The 17,735-nt window shown below is 70.5% G+C and carries 14 protein-coding genes; 7 read left to right on the top strand and 7 right to left on the bottom strand.

The window, feature by feature from the left end:
- Positions 1 to 406: 406 nt before the first annotated feature.
- A complete protein-coding gene (locus tag ACGFNN_RS01645; protein ID WP_393551864.1) occupies positions 407 to 2,812 on the top strand; it encodes a heavy metal translocating P-type ATPase in 2,406 nt (801 codons plus the stop codon).
- Between the two features lie 599 nt (positions 2,813 to 3,411).
- Here ACGFNN_RS01645 and ACGFNN_RS01640 read toward each other — a convergent pair.
- The 3 genes from ACGFNN_RS01640 to ACGFNN_RS01630 all read right to left on the bottom strand — a co-directional run bounded on the left by ACGFNN_RS01640 (position 3,412) and on the right by ACGFNN_RS01630 (position 8,387).
- Entirely contained in the window at positions 3,412 to 4,707 is a 1,296-nt protein-coding gene (locus ACGFNN_RS01640; RefSeq protein ID WP_362549545.1) for a citrate synthase, read from the bottom strand.
- A gap of 199 nt (positions 4,708 to 4,906) precedes the next feature.
- On the bottom strand, positions 4,907 to 7,138 hold the full coding sequence (locus tag ACGFNN_RS01635) for an ATP-dependent RecD-like DNA helicase (protein WP_393551862.1): 2,232 nt from the start codon (positions 7,136 to 7,138) through the stop codon (positions 4,907 to 4,909).
- 97 nt (positions 7,139 to 7,235) lie between these two features.
- Entirely contained in the window at positions 7,236 to 8,387 is a 1,152-nt protein-coding gene (locus ACGFNN_RS01630; protein WP_393551860.1) for a serine hydrolase domain-containing protein, read from the bottom strand.
- 300 nt (positions 8,388 to 8,687) lie between these two features.
- Between ACGFNN_RS01630 and ACGFNN_RS01625 the strand changes: the two genes are divergently transcribed.
- Both ACGFNN_RS01625 and ACGFNN_RS01620 read left to right on the top strand, forming a co-directional pair.
- The gene (locus tag ACGFNN_RS01625; protein ID WP_393551858.1) at positions 8,688 to 9,023 is read left to right on the top strand and encodes a hypothetical protein; all 336 of its coding nucleotides are present in this window, start codon (positions 8,688 to 8,690) and stop codon (positions 9,021 to 9,023) included.
- A gap of 306 nt (positions 9,024 to 9,329) precedes the next feature.
- Positions 9,330 to 10,076, top strand: a complete 747-nt coding sequence (locus tag ACGFNN_RS01620) for a class I SAM-dependent methyltransferase (RefSeq protein ID WP_393551856.1) — start codon at positions 9,330 to 9,332, stop codon at positions 10,074 to 10,076.
- Here ACGFNN_RS01620 and ACGFNN_RS01615 read toward each other — a convergent pair.
- Positions 10,066 to 10,473: a RidA family protein gene (locus tag ACGFNN_RS01615; protein ID WP_393551854.1), complete on the bottom strand. Its 408-nt coding sequence runs from the start codon at positions 10,471 to 10,473 to the stop codon at positions 10,066 to 10,068. The two genes, ACGFNN_RS01620 and ACGFNN_RS01615, sit on opposite strands and share 11 nt — an antisense overlap.
- 122 nt (positions 10,474 to 10,595) lie before the next feature.
- Between ACGFNN_RS01615 and ACGFNN_RS01610 the strand changes: the two genes are divergently transcribed.
- From ACGFNN_RS01610 to ACGFNN_RS01595, 4 genes are all read left to right on the top strand, one after another.
- A complete protein-coding gene (locus tag ACGFNN_RS01610; RefSeq protein ID WP_393551852.1) occupies positions 10,596 to 10,982 on the top strand; it encodes a winged helix-turn-helix transcriptional regulator in 387 nt (128 codons plus the stop codon).
- Between the two features lie 119 nt (positions 10,983 to 11,101).
- Positions 11,102 to 12,214, top strand: coding sequence for a hypothetical protein (locus tag ACGFNN_RS01605; RefSeq protein WP_393551850.1), 1,113 nt, complete (start codon positions 11,102 to 11,104; stop codon positions 12,212 to 12,214).
- Positions 12,215 to 12,583: 369 nt separating this feature from the next.
- The gene (locus ACGFNN_RS01600) at positions 12,584 to 13,234 is read left to right on the top strand and encodes a histone protein (RefSeq protein WP_393551848.1); all 651 of its coding nucleotides are present in this window, start codon (positions 12,584 to 12,586) and stop codon (positions 13,232 to 13,234) included.
- Positions 13,235 to 13,240: 6 nt separating this feature from the next.
- Complete coding sequence (locus tag ACGFNN_RS01595; RefSeq protein ID WP_393551846.1) at positions 13,241 to 14,185, top strand: SRPBCC family protein; 945 nt, start codon at positions 13,241 to 13,243, stop codon at positions 14,183 to 14,185.
- Between the two features lie 364 nt (positions 14,186 to 14,549).
- Here ACGFNN_RS01595 and ACGFNN_RS01590 read toward each other — a convergent pair whose 3' ends face one another.
- From ACGFNN_RS01590 to ACGFNN_RS01580, 3 genes are read right to left on the bottom strand one after another with little or no spacing between them, the layout of a single operon-like run.
- Positions 14,550 to 15,383, bottom strand: coding sequence for a sugar phosphate isomerase/epimerase family protein (locus tag ACGFNN_RS01590; RefSeq protein WP_393551845.1), 834 nt, complete (start codon positions 15,381 to 15,383; stop codon positions 14,550 to 14,552).
- Entirely contained in the window at positions 15,380 to 16,522 is a 1,143-nt protein-coding gene (locus ACGFNN_RS01585) for a dihydrodipicolinate synthase family protein (RefSeq protein ID WP_393551843.1), read from the bottom strand. The genes ACGFNN_RS01590 and ACGFNN_RS01585 overlap by 4 nt, the downstream gene beginning before the upstream one ends.
- Positions 16,519 to 17,670, bottom strand: coding sequence for a Gfo/Idh/MocA family protein (locus tag ACGFNN_RS01580; RefSeq protein ID WP_393551841.1), 1,152 nt, complete (start codon positions 17,668 to 17,670; stop codon positions 16,519 to 16,521). Before ACGFNN_RS01580 ends, ACGFNN_RS01585 begins: the two co-directional genes overlap by 4 nt.
- Between the last annotated feature and the right edge of the window lie 65 nt (positions 17,671 to 17,735).

Below are 17,735 nucleotides of genomic sequence, written 5' to 3'. Positions count from 1 at the left end.
GCGCGCCCGGCCCGCAGTCCGAACCCGCCGTCCGGCCTCCGGCCGGCCGGGCCGCTCCGAGGACTCGGGGCACCACCGGCCGACGACACGGCGGCCACCCCGCCGACCACGCGGCCCGGCCCGGCAGTCCGGCACTCCACCCGGAACGCCCCGGCAGCGCCACGGCCGCGCCCGGCCGGCACCGCCGGGGAAGCACCGCCCCGACGGTCACCGTCCCGGGCGAGGGAGCACCGGGAAACAGAACCGGGAAGCACCACCACCGCATCCGGCCGACCCCCGGAGCAGCACCTCGGTCGGCCCGACCACCAACCCAGGGCAGCACCTCCCCCAGGACCGGCCGCCACCGCCGGGACGCACGGATACTGGTGCGGTACCGCCCGACCGCTCGACCCAGGAGTCCGCACACATGGCCAGCACCACGGCAGCCGAGGCTCCGGCGGCGGAGACCTCCGATGCCGAGTTGACGATCGGCGGGATGACCTGCGCCTCGTGCGCGGCCCGCGTGGAGAAGAAGCTCAACCGGATGGACGGCGTCACCGCCACCGTCAACTACGCGACCGAGAAGGCCCGGGTCTCCTACGGCAAGGGCACCACGCTCGACGATCTCGTCGCCACCGTGGAGAGAACCGGCTACACGGCCCGGCCGGTCGCCCGCCCCACGCCCGGCACCCACGCGCCCGACGACGTCGCGGCACCACACGGACCGGCCCCTGGCCCCGACGGCGATACCGGCCGCGAGCCGCTCCCGCCGGCGACCGCTCCCGTCCACGAGGGCCCCGGGCCCGACACCGACCGCACCGCGGCGGACCGCGCGGCGGAGGAGGCCCTCGACGTGCTGCGCCGGCGCCTGGGCGTCTCCGCCGTACTGGCTCTGCCCGTGATCCTCATGGCCATGATCCCCGCGCTCCAGTTCGACGACTGGCAGTGGTTGTCGCTCACCCTGGCCGCGCCGGTCGTCGTCTGGGGCGGCCTGCCCTTCCACCGGGCCGCCTGGACCAACCTGCGCCACGGCGCGGCGACGATGGACACCCTCGTGTCCCTCGGAACCCTCGCGGCCTTCGGCTGGTCTCTGTGGGCCCTGTTCCTCGGCGATGCGGGAATGCCGGGGATGCGTCACGGCTTCGAGGTCACGGCCGCGGGCTCCGACCCCGCCTCCACCGTCTACCTGGAGGTGGCGGCCGGCGTCGTCACCTTCATCCTGCTCGGCCGCTACCTGGAGGCACGGGCCCGGCGGAAGGCGGGCGCCGCCCTTCGGGCGCTGCTCGGCCTCGGCGCGAAGGACGTCGCGGTGCTCCGCCCCGCCACGGCGCCCGGGCGGGAGGCCGAAGAGGTACGCGTCCCCGTCGAGCGGCTCCTGGTGGGCGATCGCTTCGTGGTGCGGCCCGGCGAGAAGATCGCCACGGACGGCGTCGTGGTCGAGGGCCGCTCGGCCGTCGACGCCTCGATGCTCACCGGGGAGTCCGTCCCGGTGGACGCCGTCCCTGGGGACTCCGTCGCCGGGGCGACCCTCAACACGTCCGGACGGCTGGTCGTCGAGGCGACCCGGGTCGGCTCCGACACCCAGCTGGCTCGCATCGCCGCGCTCGTGGAGGAGGCCCAGAGCGGCAAGGCCGCTGCCCAGCGCCTCGCGGACCGGGTCTCTTCGGTCTTCGTCCCCGTGGTGCTGCTGCTCGCCCTGACCACGCTGGTCGCCCAGCTGCTCGCGACCGACGACATCACGGCCTCCTTCACCGCGGCCGTCGCCGTGCTGATCATCGCCTGCCCCTGCGCCCTGGGGCTCGCCACGCCCACCGCCCTCCTGGCGGGAACGGGGCGCGGCGCGCAGCTGGGCATCCTCGTCAGAGGGCCCGAGGTACTGGAGACGGCCCGTCGGATCGACACGGTCGTGCTCGACAAGACGGGCACGGTCACCACCGGCCTCATGACTCTGGTCCGGGTCCACACGGCCCCCGGCTCCACCGAGGCGGAGGTGCTGCGCCTCGCGGGCGCGCTGGAGAACGCTTCCGGTCATCCCGTGGCGCGGGCGGTCGCCGCCGGTGCCGCCGCCCGGGCGGACGGGGCGCTGCCCACCCCCACCGGCTTCACCGACCTGCCCGGCCTGGGGGTGCGGGGCACCGTGGACGGGCACGACGTACTCGCCGGGCGGGACCAGCTCCTCACCGACGCCGGGATCACCCTGCCGCAGTCGCTCGCCGCCGCCCTCACGGACGCGGCGGCCAGGGGAGCGACGACCGTGACCGTGGGGTGGGACGGTGCGGCGAAGGGGGTGCTGGAGGTGGCGGACACGGTGAAGGAGAGCAGCGCGGAGGCTGTCGCCGAGCTCCGCGCCCTCGGCCTCGAACCGATCCTGCTGACCGGCGACAACCGGGCGGCGGCCGAGGCCGTCGCCCGCGCGGTCGGGATCGACGAGGTCCACGCGGAGGTGCTCCCGGAGGGCAAGGCCGGGGTCGTCCGGCGCCTTCAGGCGGAGGGCCGGTCCGTCGCGATGGCCGGTGACGGCATCAACGACGCGGCGGCGCTCGCGGCGGCTGATCTGGGCCTGTCGATGGGTTCCGGGGCCGACGCGGCGATCGAAGCGGCCGACATCACGCTGGTTCGTGGAGATCTCAAGGTGACAGCTGACGCGATCCGCCTCGCAAGGCGTACTCTGTCCACCATCAGAAGCAACCTCTTCTGGGCCTTCGGCTACAACGTGGCCGCACTGCCTTTGGCTGCGTTCGGGCTGCTCAGCCCCATGATCGCGGGTGCGGCGATGGCGTTTTCGTCGGTCTTCGTCGTGACGAACAGCCTGAGGTTGCGCTCCTTCACATAATTTCTACAAAGAGACTTAGATCACACCGATTTGAGGGTAACCATCTGATGGGTTGGTGAGTCTAAGAGTGCGATGCCAAGGATGTCTTGGGGGACGTCCGATGGAGTGTCTTGGGGGACGCTCCATGGCAAGTGTTGGCCGGGGCGCGTGCACCGGGGAGCTTTGAGCGGCCCTCCCGTACGTACGTACCCCGGCAAGCCCGCACAAGCAGGACCGAACTGAATAGCGCCATCCAAGAACAACGGGAGTTTCAGGCTCCCTTCAGACGCCCGGCCGGATCCCGTGGGGGGAATCCGCTCCGGGATATGGGAAACGCCCTGTCCGTCGACCCGTGGGGGGATCGACGGCGGGGCGTTTCTCGCATGGTCGGCCAAGGGGGCCCGGACGGCGGGTGGACATCCCCGGGGGCCACGTCGCGTCCCGCGGGCGGCCGCAGCCGCTCACCGAGCACCCGTCGCCGCCTCCGGGCGCTCTCAGCCGCCCCCGGGCCCCGTAACGCCGAATCGCCCCGGACACCGCGCCGCCACTGGGGCGAGCGCGGTACGCGGGGCGAAGGATGCCGGCCGGAGCGGCCGGGGCGTGTCAGCGGTACGTGGGCGTCAGCGGCCCTCGACCGGGACGAAGTCGCGCAGGACCTCGCCGGTGTAGATCTGGCGCGGGCGGCCGATGCGGGATCCCGGCTCCTTGATCATCTCGTGCCACTGGGCGATCCAGCCGGGCAGGCGGCCGAGCGCGAACAGCACGGTGAACATCTCCGTCGGGAAGCCCATGGCGCGGTAGATCAGGCCCGTGTAGAAGTCCACGTTGGGGTAGAGGTTGCGCGAGACGAAGTACTCGTCGGAGAGCGCGTGCTCCTCCAGCTTGAGCGCGATGTCGAGCAGCTCGTCGGACTTGCCGAGCGAGGAGAGCACGTCGTGCGCCGCGGCCTTGATGATCTTGGCGCGCGGGTCGAAGGACTTGTACACCCGGTGGCCGAAGCCCATCAGGCGGACGCCGTCCTCCTTGTTCTTCACCTTCTGGATGAAGGAGTCGACGTCGCCGCCGTTGGCCTGGATGCCCTCGAGCATCTCCAGCACCGACTGGTTGGCGCCACCGTGCAGCGGGCCCCACAGGGCCGAGATACCGGCGGAGATCGAGGCGAACATGTTCGCCTGCGACGAGCCCACCAGGCGCACGGTGGAGGTCGAACAGTTCTGCTCGTGGTCCGCGTGGAGGATGAGCAGCTTCTCGAGCGCGGAGACGACGACCGGGTCCGGCACGTACTCCTGGGCCGGGACGGAGAACGTCATGCGCAGGAAGTTCTCGACGTAGCCGAGGTCGTTGCGCGGGTAGACGAACGGGTGGCCGATCGACTTCTTATAGGCGTACGCCGCGATGGTCGGCAGCTTGGCCAGGAGGCGGATCGTCGAGAGGTGACGCTGCTCCTCGTCGAACGGGTTGTGGCTGTCCTGGTAGAACGTGGACAGCGCGCTGACGACCGAGGAGAGCATGGCCATCGGGTGCGCGTCACGCGGGAAGCCGTCGAAGAAGCGCTTGACGTCCTCGTGCAGCAGCGTGTGCTGGGTGATCTCGTTCTTGAAGGCCGACAGCTCGTCGACCTTGGGAAGGTCTCCGTTGATCAGCGTGTAGGCGACCTCGAGGAACGTGGAGCTCTCGGCGAGCTGCTCGATCGGGTAGCCGCGGTAGCGCAGGATGCCCTGCTCGCCGTCGAGGTAGGTGATGGCGGATTTATAGGCGGCCGTATTGCCGTATCCGCTGTCCAGCGTCACCAGGCCCGTATGAGCCCGGAGCTTCCCGATGTCGAAGCCCTTGTCGCCGACGGTGCTGTCGATCACCGGGTAGGTGTACTCGCCATCGCCGTACCGCAGTACTACAGAGTTATCGCTCTCGCTCACGTCATCCCTCACCGACGTAGTGCCTCTTCTTCGAGGTGCCCTGACTTGTACTCCACCCTCCCCCATTTGGCTCAGGAGAGTGCACTCGGGGTCGCCCATTGGGCCGACTGGCGGCACTGAGTGCCGTCAACTTTCTCATCCTGCCCCCTGCGCAACGGTTCCGGAAGGGCACAGTGATGTTTCCCACCGTTTTGATCGATCATTTTTCCGGACCGCCGCCCGGGCCTCCTCCGCGCAACCGGAAATCCAGCCCCGTACAGCGCCTGCCTGCGGAAACCGTGCGTACCGCCTGTCCGATGGCCTTGCGGGAACCGACCAGGACGACCAGCTTCTTGGCCCTGGTCACAGCCGTGTACAGCAGGTTCCGCTGCAGCATCATCCAGGCGCTGGTGGTGACGGGGATGACGACGGCCGGGTACTCGCTGCCCTGGGAGCGGTGGATGGTCATCGCGTAGGCGTGCGCCAGCTCGTCGAGTTCGTCGAAGTCGTAGCCGATCTCCTCGTCCTCGTCCGTCAGAACCGTCAGCCGCTGCTCGTCCGGGTCGAGAGCGGTGACGACGCCGACCGTACCGTTGAAGACCCCGTTCTCCCCTTTTTCGTAGTTGTTACGGACCTGTGTCACCTTGTCGCCCACCCTGAAGACCCGGCCGCCGAAGCGCTTCTCGGGAAGACCGGGGCGGCCGGGGGTGATGGCCTGCTGGAGCAGCCCGTTGAGATGCCCGGCACCTGCCGGCCCCCGGTGCATCGGGGCGAGCACCTGCACGTCGCGGCGCGGATCCAGGCCGAACTTGGCGGGGATGCGGCGGGCCGCGACGTCGACGGCGAGCACTCCGGCGTCCTCCGTCTCGTCCTCCACGAAGTGGAAGAAGTCGCCCAGCCCCTGGGTCACCGGCGGGACCCCCGAGTTGATCCGGTGGGCGTTGGTGACCACGCCGGACTGCTGGGCCTGCCGGAAGATCGTCGTCAGCCGCACCGCCGGCACGGGCCCTCCCTCGGCGAGCAGATCGCGCAGCACCTCTCCGGCGCCGACCGAGGGAAGTTGGTCCACGTCCCCCACGAGCAGGAGGTGCGCGCCGGGTGCCACCGCCTTGACAAGCTTGTTGGCGAGCAGCAGGTCGAGCATCGACGCCTCGTCGACGACGACCAGATCGGCATCGAGGGGGCGTTCGCGGTCCCAGGCCGCGTCTCCCCCGGGCTTGAGTTCCAGCAGGCGGTGCACGGTGGACGCCTCGGCACCCGTCAGCTCGGAGAGCCGCTTGGCCGCCCGCCCGGTGGGAGCGGCCAGAACCACCTTCGCGTTGCGCGCGCGGGCCAGCTCCACCACCGACCGGACGGTGAACGACTTGCCGCAGCCCGGGCCTCCCGTGAGAACGGCGACCTTCCTGGTGAGCGCGAGCCTGACGGCGGCCTCCTGCTCGGGCGCCAGCGTCGCCCCCGTACGCCGCGCGAGCCAGGCCAGCGCCTTGTCCCAGTCGACGTCCTGGAATCCCTCCAGGCGGTCCTCAGACGTACGCAGCAGGCGCTGCACCTGGGAGGCCAGCGAGATCTCCGCACGGTGGAAGGGGACGAGGTACACGGCGGTGACGAGCTGCCCGTCCTCGGGGCCGGGCACCTTCTCCCGTACGACGCCCTCCGGGTCCTCGGCGAGCTCGGCCAGGCAGTCGATCACGAGCCCGGTGTCGACCTGGAGGAGCTTGACCCCGTCGGCGATCAGCCGCTCCTCGGGGAGGAAGCAGTGGCCCTGGTCGGTGGACTGCGACAGGGCGTACTGGAGACCGGCCTTGACCCGCTCCGGGCTGTCGTGCGGGATGCCGACGGCCTGGGCGATGCGGTCGGCGGTGAGGAACCCGATGCCCCAGACGTCGGCGGCGAGCCGGTAGGGCTGGTTCCGCACCACGGAGATCGAGGCGTCCTCGTACTTCTTGTAGATGCGTACGGCGATCGAGGTGGAGACCCCGACACTCTGGAGGAAGACCATGACCTCCTTGATCGCCTTCTGTTCCTCCCAGGCCGCGGCGATCATCTTCGTCCGCTTGGGGCCGAGGCCCGGCACCTCGACGAGCCGCTTCGGGTGCTGCTCGATGATGTCGAGGGTGTCGACGCCGAAGTGGGTGGTGATGCGGTCGGCCATCACCGGGCCGATGCCCTTGATCAGGCCGGAGCCGAGATACCGGCGGATGCCCTGGATGGTGGCGGGCAGGACCGTCGTGTAGTTGTCCACCATGAACTGCTTGCCGAACTGCGGATGCGAGCCCCACCGCCCTTCCATCCGCAGGGACTCGCCGGGCTGGGCACCCAGCAGCGAGCCGACGACGGTGAGCAGATCGCCCGCGCCTCTGCCGGTGTCGACGCGGGCGACGGTGTAACCGTTCTCCTCGTTGGCGTAGGTGATCCGCTCCAGGACGCCTTCGAGCACGGCGGTGTGGGACATGGTGCCGACGCTATCGGGTGGCGCCGACACCCCGGGGCGGGGTACGGGAACAGCCGGCGCGGGGCTCTGTCCCCGCGCCTCCCGCTCCGGCCGCCGGTTACCGGCCGCGTACGGCGGCGAGCGTCGCCTCGATCATCAGGGTGTTCTCCCTGTCCGCACTGTCCCCCAGTGCGAACCGGCTGCGGATGTAGGCATAGGCCAGGCGGTCGGACGGGCTGGCGAACGCCATGGCGCCCGCGGCGCCCCCGTGGCCGAAGGCGTCCGGGCCGAGCGCCGTGTACCGGTTGTCGAGGGTCTGGAACCCCAGGGCGAACCGACTCTCGCAGTTGCCGACCAGGTCGATGCCCTCCGAGTGGATCCGGGTGAACTCCTCGGTCGTGTCCGGGTCGAGCAGTGCGGGGCTGCCGTCGAGGACCCCGATGACCGCGGCGTAGGCGGCCGCCGCACCCCTGGCGGAGGCCACGCCACCGGCGGACCCCTGGCCGAGGGCCCTGGTGAGAGGGAAGTTGGGGAAGACCGAGAGGTCCGGCATGTGGGACCTGCTGAACGCTATCGCCTCCAGCTTCCCCGGCTCCGGCGGCACTTCGTCGTCCGGTCCGGGCACCGCGGGGGTGACGTCCAGGTAGAGGTGGTCCAGTTCCTCGGGCAGTCCCAGGTAGAAGCCGATGTCGCGCGGTCCGCGCACCCGCTGCTCCCACCAGTCCTGGAGGCTCCGCCCGGTGGCCCTGCGGACGACCTCGCAGAGGAGCGCCGAGATCGTGAGCCCGTGGTAGCCGAAGCCCGTCCCCGGGGTCCAGTAGGGGGCCTGCGGGGCGAGGCGCTCCGCGATGACCGCCTCGTCTGCCAGCTCCTCGATCGTGAGGGCTTCGTCGACGCCGATCACGCCCGCCTGGTGGGCGAGCAACTGCCGTAGCGTGACGGCCTCCTTGCCCGCCTGGGCGAACTCCGGCCAGTACGAGGCGACCGTACGGTCGAGGTCGAGTATCCCGTCCTGGACGAGCAGGGCCACGACTATGTAGGCGGCGCCCTTGCTGATCGAGAACACGCCGGTCACGGTGTCGCCCTCGACCCCCGGTCCTGCCCAGAGGTCCACGACACGCGCCCCGTCGTGGTGGACGGCCACCTGCAATCCGGTCGGCTGCGGCTGCTGCCGCACCACCTGCTCGAAGGCCTCCCGTACGCCTTCGAAACCGGGGTGCACCTCCCCGTGCACCGTGGCCTCGCCGGTCTCGTGGTCGCTCGCCAACATGTCTCTCCCCTGTCGTCACCATGCGGATGCGGTCGCTCGGCTCTGCCGGGTGGTCGCGGAGGCATTGCCGACGCCTCGACACCTGCGCATCGTCGGTCCCGCTGAGCGCGGAGGCTAGCAGGTGGGACGCTGTCGAAGCGCTTCCGGGGACCTTCACCGAGCCCTGCGGCGAGGGCTGTTCGGCGCCACCGCCCCGAACCCCTGGCGCACGCCGGGCCCGGTACCTATGCTGCGAGTCGTCCACGCCGTCGCCCAGCCCCCGTCCGGCCCGGCACCGCACCGTGCCCCAAGGGGAAGTCCATGTCCGCACACCGCGTCTCCGCCCTCGTCGCCATACCCGTCGCCGCTCTTCTGCTGACCGCCTGCGGCAGCGGCGAGGTGCACGGCACGATCACGGAGAAGGAGCACAAGCCCGCGCGGACCACCTGGACCACCGAGCCGGTCAAGAAGCGGCAGTGCACCACGACCAGGAAGAACGGCAAGTCCAAGGAGTCGTGCCGGTCGGTGAAGACCGGCACCAAGCGCGTCTCGCACCGGAAGCCGGAGTGCTGGCAGATCGAGCTCGACGACGACGCACACGAACTGTGCATCTCCAAGAGCAAGTGGGACAAGGTACGCGTCGGCGACAAGTGGTGAGTTGGGGCGCCCCGTTGGCGTCGTGAGACCGGGGCCTGTCCGCGGCACACTCCTTCCGCACTCTCTCCGCGTACACGGAGGGGACGGCACGGATCATCTTCGGAAAGGGAGCTCCGCCAAGACGCCATCGGCCCCGTCAAGGGCACTGACGGCCCTGCGGAGGACCGCCGGCAGGTACCGAGACCCTGGTTGACCCACGCGGTCGCGCACAACTGCGACGGGCCCGTGCGGAGACTCCGCACACCGATGCAGGTCTGACACGGTGGGACGGCGGCTGGGTAGGTTGGGGTCACGGGAGGTGGCCTGATGGACCGGCACATCCGTTCGCTGGAGGACGTACTACGGCTCCTGGACGGCCTGTTCGCACCGGAGGCGGACCGGTGGACGAGCGGGGCGGGCACCTGGTGGGACGGCTTCTACGAGGACCGCTCCAAGCCCGTGCCGTTCTTCGCGGCGAAGCCGGACGAGAGTCTCGCGTCGTACGTCGAGCGTGGGCTGATCACCCCGGGGCGCGTCCTGGACCTCGGATGCGGGCCGGGGCGCAACGCGCTCCATCTCGCCTCACTCGGCTTCGAGGTGGACGCGGTCGACCTCTCCCCCGAGGCGATCGCCTGGGCCCGTGAGCGAGCCCGCGAGGCCGGAGCGGACATCCGTTTCCACTGCGGCGACGCCTTCGCAGGAGCCGCACCGGACGGGCCGTACGACCTGATCGTCGACTCGGGCTGCTTCCATCACCTTCCGCCTCACCGTCGGGTCAGCTATCTCGGCCTGGTAGAGGAGATCCTGGCCCCGGGCGGCAGTCTCGCCCTCTGCTGTTTCGCGGCCGGCGCGATGGGATCCGAGACGCCCGACACCGACCTCTACCGGGGGACGGGACTTCACGGTGGGCTCGCGTACACGCCCGAGTCGCTGCGCTGGATCTTCTCGCGGCTGGAAGAGAGGGAGCTGCGCAGGATGCGGGACGAACCGGCCGGTTCCCCCTACTTCGGTGAGGAGTTCCTGTGGGCGGCGCTCTTCCGTAGGCCCGGTGGACCGCTGCCGCTCAGTCGATGACCGCGGTCGCCTCGACCTCGACCAGGTGCTCGGGGACGTCCAGCGCCGCGACGCCCAGCAGCGTGGCGGGTGGCACCGGGGTGGTACCCAGGCGTGCCGAGGCCCGGGCGATGCCGTCCAGCAGCTGGGGCATCCTGTCGGGGGTCCAGTCGACGACGTACACGGTCAGTTTCGCCACGTCGTCGAAGGAGGCTCCCACTCCGGCGAGAGCGGTGGCGACGTTCAGATAGCACCGCTCGACCTGAGCGGCCAGATCGCCTTCGCCGACCGTGACACCGTCGGCGTCCCAGGCGACCTGCCCCGCGACGTGGACCGTCCGCGAACCGGTGGCGACCGATACCTGCCGGTAGGCGTCGACCACCGGCAGACCCTCGGGGTCGATCAAGGTGATGGGCATGCTGCTCCTCCTCGCCACGCGGGCCGCGACCCGGGGCCGACGCTCTCTTGTGGTTACTGAGGCACCGTAGGAGAGTGAGGCCCGACGTGGAAGAACGCACTTTTCGGTGACGGGGGAACCCGATGGTGACCAAGCAGGTCAGCGGCGCGCCCGGCGAGGAGAACGACGATCTGCGACGCGCGGATTCACTCGCGCGGGAGATCTTCTCGGACGTGGCCAACAAGTGGGCGCTGCTGATCATCGAGACGGTGGGCGACCGCACCCTGCGCTTCAGCGAGGTCCGGGACGGGGTGGAAGGCATCAGCCACAAGATGCTGACCCAGAACCTGCGCATGCTGGAGCGCAACGGACTGGTCGAACGGACCGTGTATCCCACAGTGCCCCCGCGCGTGGAGTACCGGCTGACGGAGCCGGCCAAGGATCTGCGGCGGACGGTGGACATGATGTGCGACTGGACCCGGCGGCACATCGGCCATGTCGAAGCCGCGCGGCGCGGTTTCGGCGTCTGAGCGGTGCGCGCCCCCGGAACGGTGCGTTCCGTCGGCGATTGCGGAGCCGCTTTCCCCGTTCAACACTGGTCAGGGGGTTGTGTGGGGGGCGACGTGCCGATCGAGGATGTGCACGAGCAATGGCGGACACCAACAGCAACAGCACGAACGACGAAAACTCGGGCCCCGACCAGCACAACGAGTTGGCAGTTCCGGAGGAAGTGCCCGGCACCGAGGGTCCGTCGGACGTCTTTCTCGACGTACCCGGACTGCATCTCGACGAGCTCAACCTGGAGGTCGAGGATCTCCGGGCTCGGGTGTCCCTGCAGGCCGAGGTGCTTGATCTGCTGAGGCTCAATGTGGGCGCCGACGTACAACTCGGTCGCGTCCAACTGGACATCAAGGGGGTCGACGTCCAGGCGCAGCTGAAGGTGCGGCTGCAGAACGTGGCCAGGATACTCGCCCGGGTACTGGAGACCGTCGATCGCAATCCACAGATTCTGGAGCAGCTGACGCGCGGGCTGGGCTCGGCGGCCGAAGAGATCGGCGGCGGCGCGGGCAAGGCCGTCGGCGAACTCGGTGAGGGCGCGAGTGCGGCAGTGGAGGACGTCGGCAGGGGGGCGGGGGCGGCGGTGGAGGACGTCGGCAGGGGGGCGGGCTCCGCGGTCGAGGACGTGGCAGAAGGCGCCGGCGGAGCAGTCAGGGAGGTGGGTGAAGGCGCCGGCGGAGCAGTCAAGGACGTCGGAGAAGGTGCCGGAGCAGCCACCGAGCAGGTCGGTAAGGGCGCCGGCTCCGCGGTCGAGGACGTGGGTCAAGGTGCCGGAGCAGCCACCGAGCAGGTCGGCGAAGGCGCAGGTGAGGCGGCCGGGCAGGTCGGCGAAGGCGCGGGCAAGGCCGCCGGAGACGTCGGCGAAGCCGCGGGCGAGGCGGCCGGACAGGCCGGCGCGGCGGCGAAGAAGGTGGGCGAGAGCGCGGGAGACGCGACGGGGAAGGCCACCCGGAGCGTCGGTGAGGTGGCCGAAGGCGCGGAGGGCACGGCGGGGGCGGCCGTCGGCAAGGGGGCGGAGAAGGCCGGCGAAGGTGGCCTCGACCGGCCGAGGAGTGCCGCGGAGGAGGACCAGGCGTCCGACCGGCAGAAAGGCGGCAGGAAGCCCGTCCGCGCCCCCGAGGTCCGGTCGGGCGGCAGGAACGCGCACGGCGGGCGAGCGCCGGTCAGAGGCCGCCGCCGTCCGGTATCGCGCCGGGACAGCTGACCGGAATCATCGGCCGATCGGTGGACAGTGGACAGGGCGTCAGCCCGGCGCCATGGCTCGTCCCGTTCTCGGTGCGGGCTCTCCGGGCGGACAGGCTGCGGGCCTACTCGAATGGCGTAGCGGAGGCAGGGGGCGGAGAGTGGTACCGAGGGATGGCCAGGCGCTGCGGGACCCCGGGAATCCCGCTTCTGGAACCGGCGCCGGCACTCACGCGACAGCCGTTCCCGGGGAAAGAACCGAGTGAGATGGCTTGTATTCCGGTCGTCACCGCGCCGCACCGTCCGGGGAGAGATTCTTCCCCGGCCACCGGTCGGGCCGACGGCCTCGCCGTGAGCGGATCCGCGGACGAGCCGTCGAGGTGGTGGACCCATGGATGAGAAGACGAAAGCCGCTCTGGCCTCAGGCCTGGCGGGCGGCTACGTACTGGGACGGACCAAGAAGGGCAAACTGGCGCTGAGCGTCGCGATGTTCCTGGCAGGCAGGAACATCAGCCTGGAGCCACGGCAGTTGGCAGTTCAGGCAGTCCGGCGACTGGGCGAGGTGCCGCAGGTCGCCGGAGTGCAGAAGCAGATCCGCGGCGAAGGCCTGGACGCGGCGCGTGGTGCGGTCACGGCCGTGGCCAGCCACGGTGTCGGCTCACTGGCCGACGCCATCGGGAAGCGCGCGCTCGACCTGAGAAGCGAGGGCGACGAGTCCGGCGACGAGGACGAGGACGCCGACGAAGGGGAAGCGCCCGCGGACGACGCCGATGCCGAAGAGGACGAGAAGGACGAAGAGGGCAAGGAAGCTCCCACGGCGAGGCGTGGGCGCCGGGGGCCCGCCAAGGAGTCCTCGAAGTCCACCGGTGGCCGGAAGGCTCCTCCCGCGAAGAAGGCCGCATCGGCGAAGAAGAAGGCTTCCCAGGCTCCGGCCAGGAAGACCGCCGCCAGACGGACGGCGTCGAAGAAGACGGCCGACGAGTCGTCGTCGGCCGGCAAGGCTTCGAGGAACACGTCCAGCCGCTCCTCGGGCCGGAGGTAGCCCGCCATGACGAAGACAGATGAAGCCACAGAGCAGGACGAGAAGTCAGCGATCGACCATCTCCGCGAGGAAATGGCCAACTACATGGGTGCGCGTCTCGACAAGGCTGCCGAGACGGTGGGCCGTAAGGTCACGGACTTCACCGGCCGACTGACGGATGTCACCGAGAACGGCGGCGAGCTGCCCGGGATCGGATCCCGTCTGCTGCAGGGCGAGTCACCGGTGAAGGCTCTCGTCTCGGAGAAGGCGAGGTCGGCGACTAGCGGAGTGGCGGAGAAGGTCAAGGAGGCCTTCGGCGGCGGTGGCGGAGGCAAGCCGGGCGGGCCGAAGGTCACCAACATCATCGAGGTGCTCGACGTCGGCGTCCCCCTGCGCGTGGCGTACGACAAGTGGACCCAGTACGAGGACTTCAGCGGCTTCGCCAAGGGTGTGGAGAGCGTGTCCACGGAGGACGACACGACGAGCACCTGGAAGACCAAGGTCGGCCCCTCCGCGAGGAGCTTCGAGGCGACCATCCAGGAGCAGATCCCGGACGACCGCATCGTGTGGACCTCCGACGGCTCCAAGGGCACCACACAGGGCGCGGTCAGCTTCCACGAACTGGCTCCGAATCTGACCCGCATCGTGCTCGTCGTGGAGTACTACCCTTCCGGCTTCTTCGAGAAGACCGGGAACCTGTGGCGTGCCCAGGGGCGGCGCCTGCGTCTGGACTTCAAGAACTTCCAGCGCCATGTGACGCTCACGGACGAGGAAGTCGAAGGCTGGCGTGGCGAGATCCGCGACGGTGAGGTCGTCCGCACACACGAGGAAGCGATTGAGGAGGAGGACGGGGACGACGGGGACGACGTGGACGGCGAAGAGCCCGAGGCCGAGGCCACTGCCGACGGCGACGCGACCGACGCGGACGAGAACGCCGAGGAGGAAGAGGACGGGAGCGAGGAGGAGCGGTAGCCGCCGGCTCCGGTCTGCCGCAGCTGCAGGTGCGGGACGCGCCCCGCACCGAAGCACCCCGCGCCGCGCACCCCGACGACGGTGCCGGGCGGCGGCGATGGCGACCCGTCGGCTCAAGACCGTACGCATGGCCGGACTCCGCCGGCTCACGACCGTACGGATCACCGCGCCGTGCGGTGACGGGCTCCGGAACGCGGAATGGGGCCCGGCCCACAGGCCGGACCCCCCTCGCTTTCCCCCTCCGTCGGGCTTCCCGATCCCCCCGGACCCCTCCCCGGAAGTCCCGACGCCGAGTACGACCGGGGAAGGTACGCAAAGGTTGCACGCCTTTGCGATCTCTTTACCCAGCCCCGGCCGAGCGCTCTCAGCAGGCGTGTTCCAGGTAGCGCGCGGCGACCTCGGCGATCACTTCGACGCCGTCCCTGGCCCAGAGACCCTCGTTGAAGATCTCCACCTCGATCGGTCCGTCGAAGCCCGTCGCCTCGACCTCGCGGCGCATCGCGCGGAAGTCGACGCTGCCGTCGCCGAGTTGGCCCCGGCCCACCAGAACTCCCGCCGGGAGCGGGGTGATCCAGTCCGCCAGCTGGAAGGAGTGGATCCGGCCGCCCGCGCCCGCCCGGGCGATGTCGGCGGCCACCCGGTCGTCCCACCAGATGTGGTAGCTGTCCACGACCACGCCGACCTCCTCGGCGGGGAAGCGTTCGGCGAGGTCCAGCGCCTGGGACAGGGTGGAGACGACACAGCGGTCCGACGCGTACATCGGGTGCAGCGGCTCGATCGCGAGGCGCACGCCCCGCTCGCGCGCGTACGGGGCGAGCTCGCCCAGCGCGTCGGCGATCCGCTCGCGGGCGCCGTGGAGGTCCTTGTCCCCCTCGGGGAGCCCGCCGGAGACGAGGACCAGGGTGTCGGTGTGCAAGCCCGCCGCCTCGTCGACGGCCGCCCGGTTGTCGTCGAGGGCGCGGGCCCGCTCCGCCGGGTCCGAGGCGGTGAGGAAGCCTCCGCGGCAGAGGCTGGTGACGGTGAGACCCGCGTCCTTCATGAGCTGCCCGGCGCGCTCGACCCCGTACGCCTGCACGGGTGCCCGCCAGAGGCCCACCTGGCCGATGCCGGCCTTGGCGCACCCTTCGACGAGCTCCGGCAGGGAGAGCTGCCGAACGGTCTCCTGGTTGATGGACAGACGGGAGAGGTCGTTGCTCATCGGCTTCCTCCGTGGACGGCCAGCAGTGTCCGCATCCGGGACTCGGCCAGCTCGGGGTCCGGGAACAGCCCGAGGCGGTCGGCCAGTTCGTACGCCTTGGCGAGGTGCGGCAGCGAGCGGGCGGACTGCAGCCCGCCGACCATGGTGAAGTGGTCCTGGTGGCCGGCCAGCCAGGCGAGGAAGACGACGCCGGTCTTGTAGAAGCGGGTCGGCGCCTGGAAGAGGTGGCGTGACAACTCCACCGTGGGGTCGAGCAGTTCGCGGAAGCCGGCCGTGTCACCCGTGTCCAGGACCCGTACGGCGTGGGCCGCGAGGGGGCCCAGCGGGTCGAAGATGCCGAGCAGCGCGTGGCTGAAGCCGCGGTCGTCGCCGGCGATCAGCTCCGGGTAGTTGAAATCGTCGCCGGTGTAGCAGCGCACCCCGCTGGGGAGGCGGCGCCGTACGTCGATCTCGCGCTCGGCGTCCAGGAGCGAGATCTTGATGCCGTCGACCTTGTCCGGGTGCTCGGAAATGACCTTCAGGAAGGTGTCCGTGGCCTCGTCGAGATCGGCGCTGCCCCAGTAGCCGTCGAGCGCCGGGTCGAACATCGGGCCGAGCCAGTGCAGGACGACCGGTTCCGAGGCCTGGCGCAGGAGGTGCGCGTAGGTCTCCAGGTAGTCCTCGGGCCCCTTCGCGGCGGCGGCGAGGGCTCGGGAGGCCATCAGGATGGCCTGGGCCCCGCTCTCCTCGACCAGGGCGAGCTGCTCCTCGTAGGCGGCGCGCACCTCCGCCAGGCCGGCCGGGCCGGTGAGCTGGTCGGTGCCCACACCGCAGGCGATCCGGCCGCCGACGGCCTTCGCCTCCGCGGCCGAGCGGCGGATCAGCTCGGCGGCGCCCGCCCAGTCCAGGCCCATGCCCCGCTGGGCGGTGTCCATGGCCTCGGCGACGCCCAGGCCGTGCGACCACAGGTGGCGGCGGAAGGCGAGGGTGGCGTCCCAGTCCACGGCGACAGGGTCGTCGGGGCTGATGTCGGCGTACGGGTCGGCGACGACATGCGCGGCGGAGAAAACCGTGCGGGAGGCCAGGGGCGCCCCGGAGGGCTTCAGGTCGAGCGGGGTGGCACGGGGCTCGTACGGGCCCCGTGGCAGGTGGATGGTCACAGGCTCAGCTCCGGTACGTCGAAGCGCCGGCCCTCGGCGGCGGACTTGAGGCCGAGCTCGGCGAGCTGGACACCGCGCGCGCCGGCCATCAGGTCCCAGGTGTAGGGCTCGTCGAGGACGATGTGGCGCAGGAAGAGCTCCCACTGGGCCTTGAATCCGTTGTCGAACTCGGCGTTGTCGGGGACTTCCTGCCACTGGTCGCGGAACGACTCGGTGACCGGGAGGTCCGGGTTCCAGACGGGCTTGGGAGTGGCCGAGCGGTGCTGCACGCGGCAGTTGCGCAGCCCGGCGACCGCGGAGCCGTGCGTGCCGTCCACCTGGAACTCGACCAGCTCGTCGCGGTTGACGCGCACCGCCCAGGAGGAGTTGATCTGGGCGACGGCTCCGCCCGCCAGCTGGAAGATGCCGTAGGCGGCGTCGTCGGCGGTGGCGGAGTAGGGCTTGCCCTGCTCGTCCCAGCGCTGCGGGATGTGCGTCTGCACATGCGCGGAGACGCTCGTGACCTGGCCGAACAGCTCGTGCAGGACGTACTCCCAGTGCGGGAACATGTCGACGACGATGCCGCCGCCGTCCTCCGCGCGGTAGTTCCAGGAGGGCCGCTGGGCCTCCTGCCAGTCACCCTCGAAGACCCAGTAGCCGAACTCGCCGCGGATGGAGAGGATCTCGCCGAAGAAGCCGCCGTCGATGAGGCGCTTCAGCTTGAGCAGGCCGGGGAGGAAGATCTTGTCCTGGACGACTCCGTGCTTGATGCCGGCGTCGCGGGCGAGGCGGGCCAGTTCGAGCGCCCCTTCCACGTCGGTGGCGGTCGGCTTCTCGGTGTAGATGTGCTTGCCGGCGGCGATCGCCTTCTTGATCGCCTCGACGCGGGCCGAGGTGACCTGGGCGTCGAAGTAGATGTCGATGGAGTCGTCGGCGAGGACCGCGTCGAGGTCGGTCGACCACTCGGTGAGGCCGTGCTGCGCGGCGAGCTCCTCCAGCGCGTGGGCGCGGCGGCCGACGAGCACGGGCTCGGGCCACAGCACCTCCCCGCCACCGAGATCGATGCCGCCCTGCTCGCGGATCGCGAGGATCGAGCGCACAAGGTGCTGCCGGTACCCCATGCGTCCCGTGACGCCGTTCATGGCGATGCGCACTGTCCTGCGTGTCACGAAGTTCCCTCCATACAGCCGTAGCAAGCGCTTTCTATACGGTATGACGCTAGCCTGCCGACAGC

Origin of the sequence: Streptomyces sp. NPDC048590 (assembly GCF_043199535.1) — a bacterium.
GTDB lineage: Bacteria > Actinomycetota > Actinomycetes > Streptomycetales > Streptomycetaceae > Streptomyces.
The sequence above is the reverse complement of the archived record's forward strand: the minus strand, read 5'-3'. Positions and strand labels throughout refer to the sequence as shown.

What these genes read in the sequence shown, in the direction of transcription:
- ACGFNN_RS01645 (WP_393551864.1), top strand. Translation starts at nt 407, where the DNA reads ATGGCCAGCACCACGGCAGCCGAGGCTCCGGCGGCGGAGACCTCCGAT.
- ACGFNN_RS01635 (WP_393551862.1), bottom strand. Translation starts at nt 7,138, where the DNA reads ATGTCCCACACCGCCGTGCTCGAAGGCGTCCTGGAGCGGATCACCTAC.
- ACGFNN_RS01630 (WP_393551860.1), bottom strand. Translation starts at nt 8,387, where the DNA reads ATGTTGGCGAGCGACCACGAGACCGGCGAGGCCACGGTGCACGGGGAG.
- ACGFNN_RS01625 (WP_393551858.1), top strand. Translation starts at nt 8,688, where the DNA reads ATGTCCGCACACCGCGTCTCCGCCCTCGTCGCCATACCCGTCGCCGCT.
- ACGFNN_RS01620 (WP_393551856.1), top strand. Translation starts at nt 9,330, where the DNA reads ATGGACCGGCACATCCGTTCGCTGGAGGACGTACTACGGCTCCTGGAC.
- ACGFNN_RS01615 (WP_393551854.1), bottom strand. Translation starts at nt 10,473, where the DNA reads ATGCCCATCACCTTGATCGACCCCGAGGGTCTGCCGGTGGTCGACGCC.
- ACGFNN_RS01610 (WP_393551852.1), top strand. Translation starts at nt 10,596, where the DNA reads ATGGTGACCAAGCAGGTCAGCGGCGCGCCCGGCGAGGAGAACGACGAT.
- ACGFNN_RS01605 (WP_393551850.1), top strand. Translation starts at nt 11,102, where the DNA reads ATGGCGGACACCAACAGCAACAGCACGAACGACGAAAACTCGGGCCCC.
- ACGFNN_RS01600 (WP_393551848.1), top strand. Translation starts at nt 12,584, where the DNA reads ATGGATGAGAAGACGAAAGCCGCTCTGGCCTCAGGCCTGGCGGGCGGC.
- ACGFNN_RS01595 (WP_393551846.1), top strand. Translation starts at nt 13,241, where the DNA reads ATGACGAAGACAGATGAAGCCACAGAGCAGGACGAGAAGTCAGCGATC.
- ACGFNN_RS01590 (WP_393551845.1), bottom strand. Translation starts at nt 15,383, where the DNA reads ATGAGCAACGACCTCTCCCGTCTGTCCATCAACCAGGAGACCGTTCGG.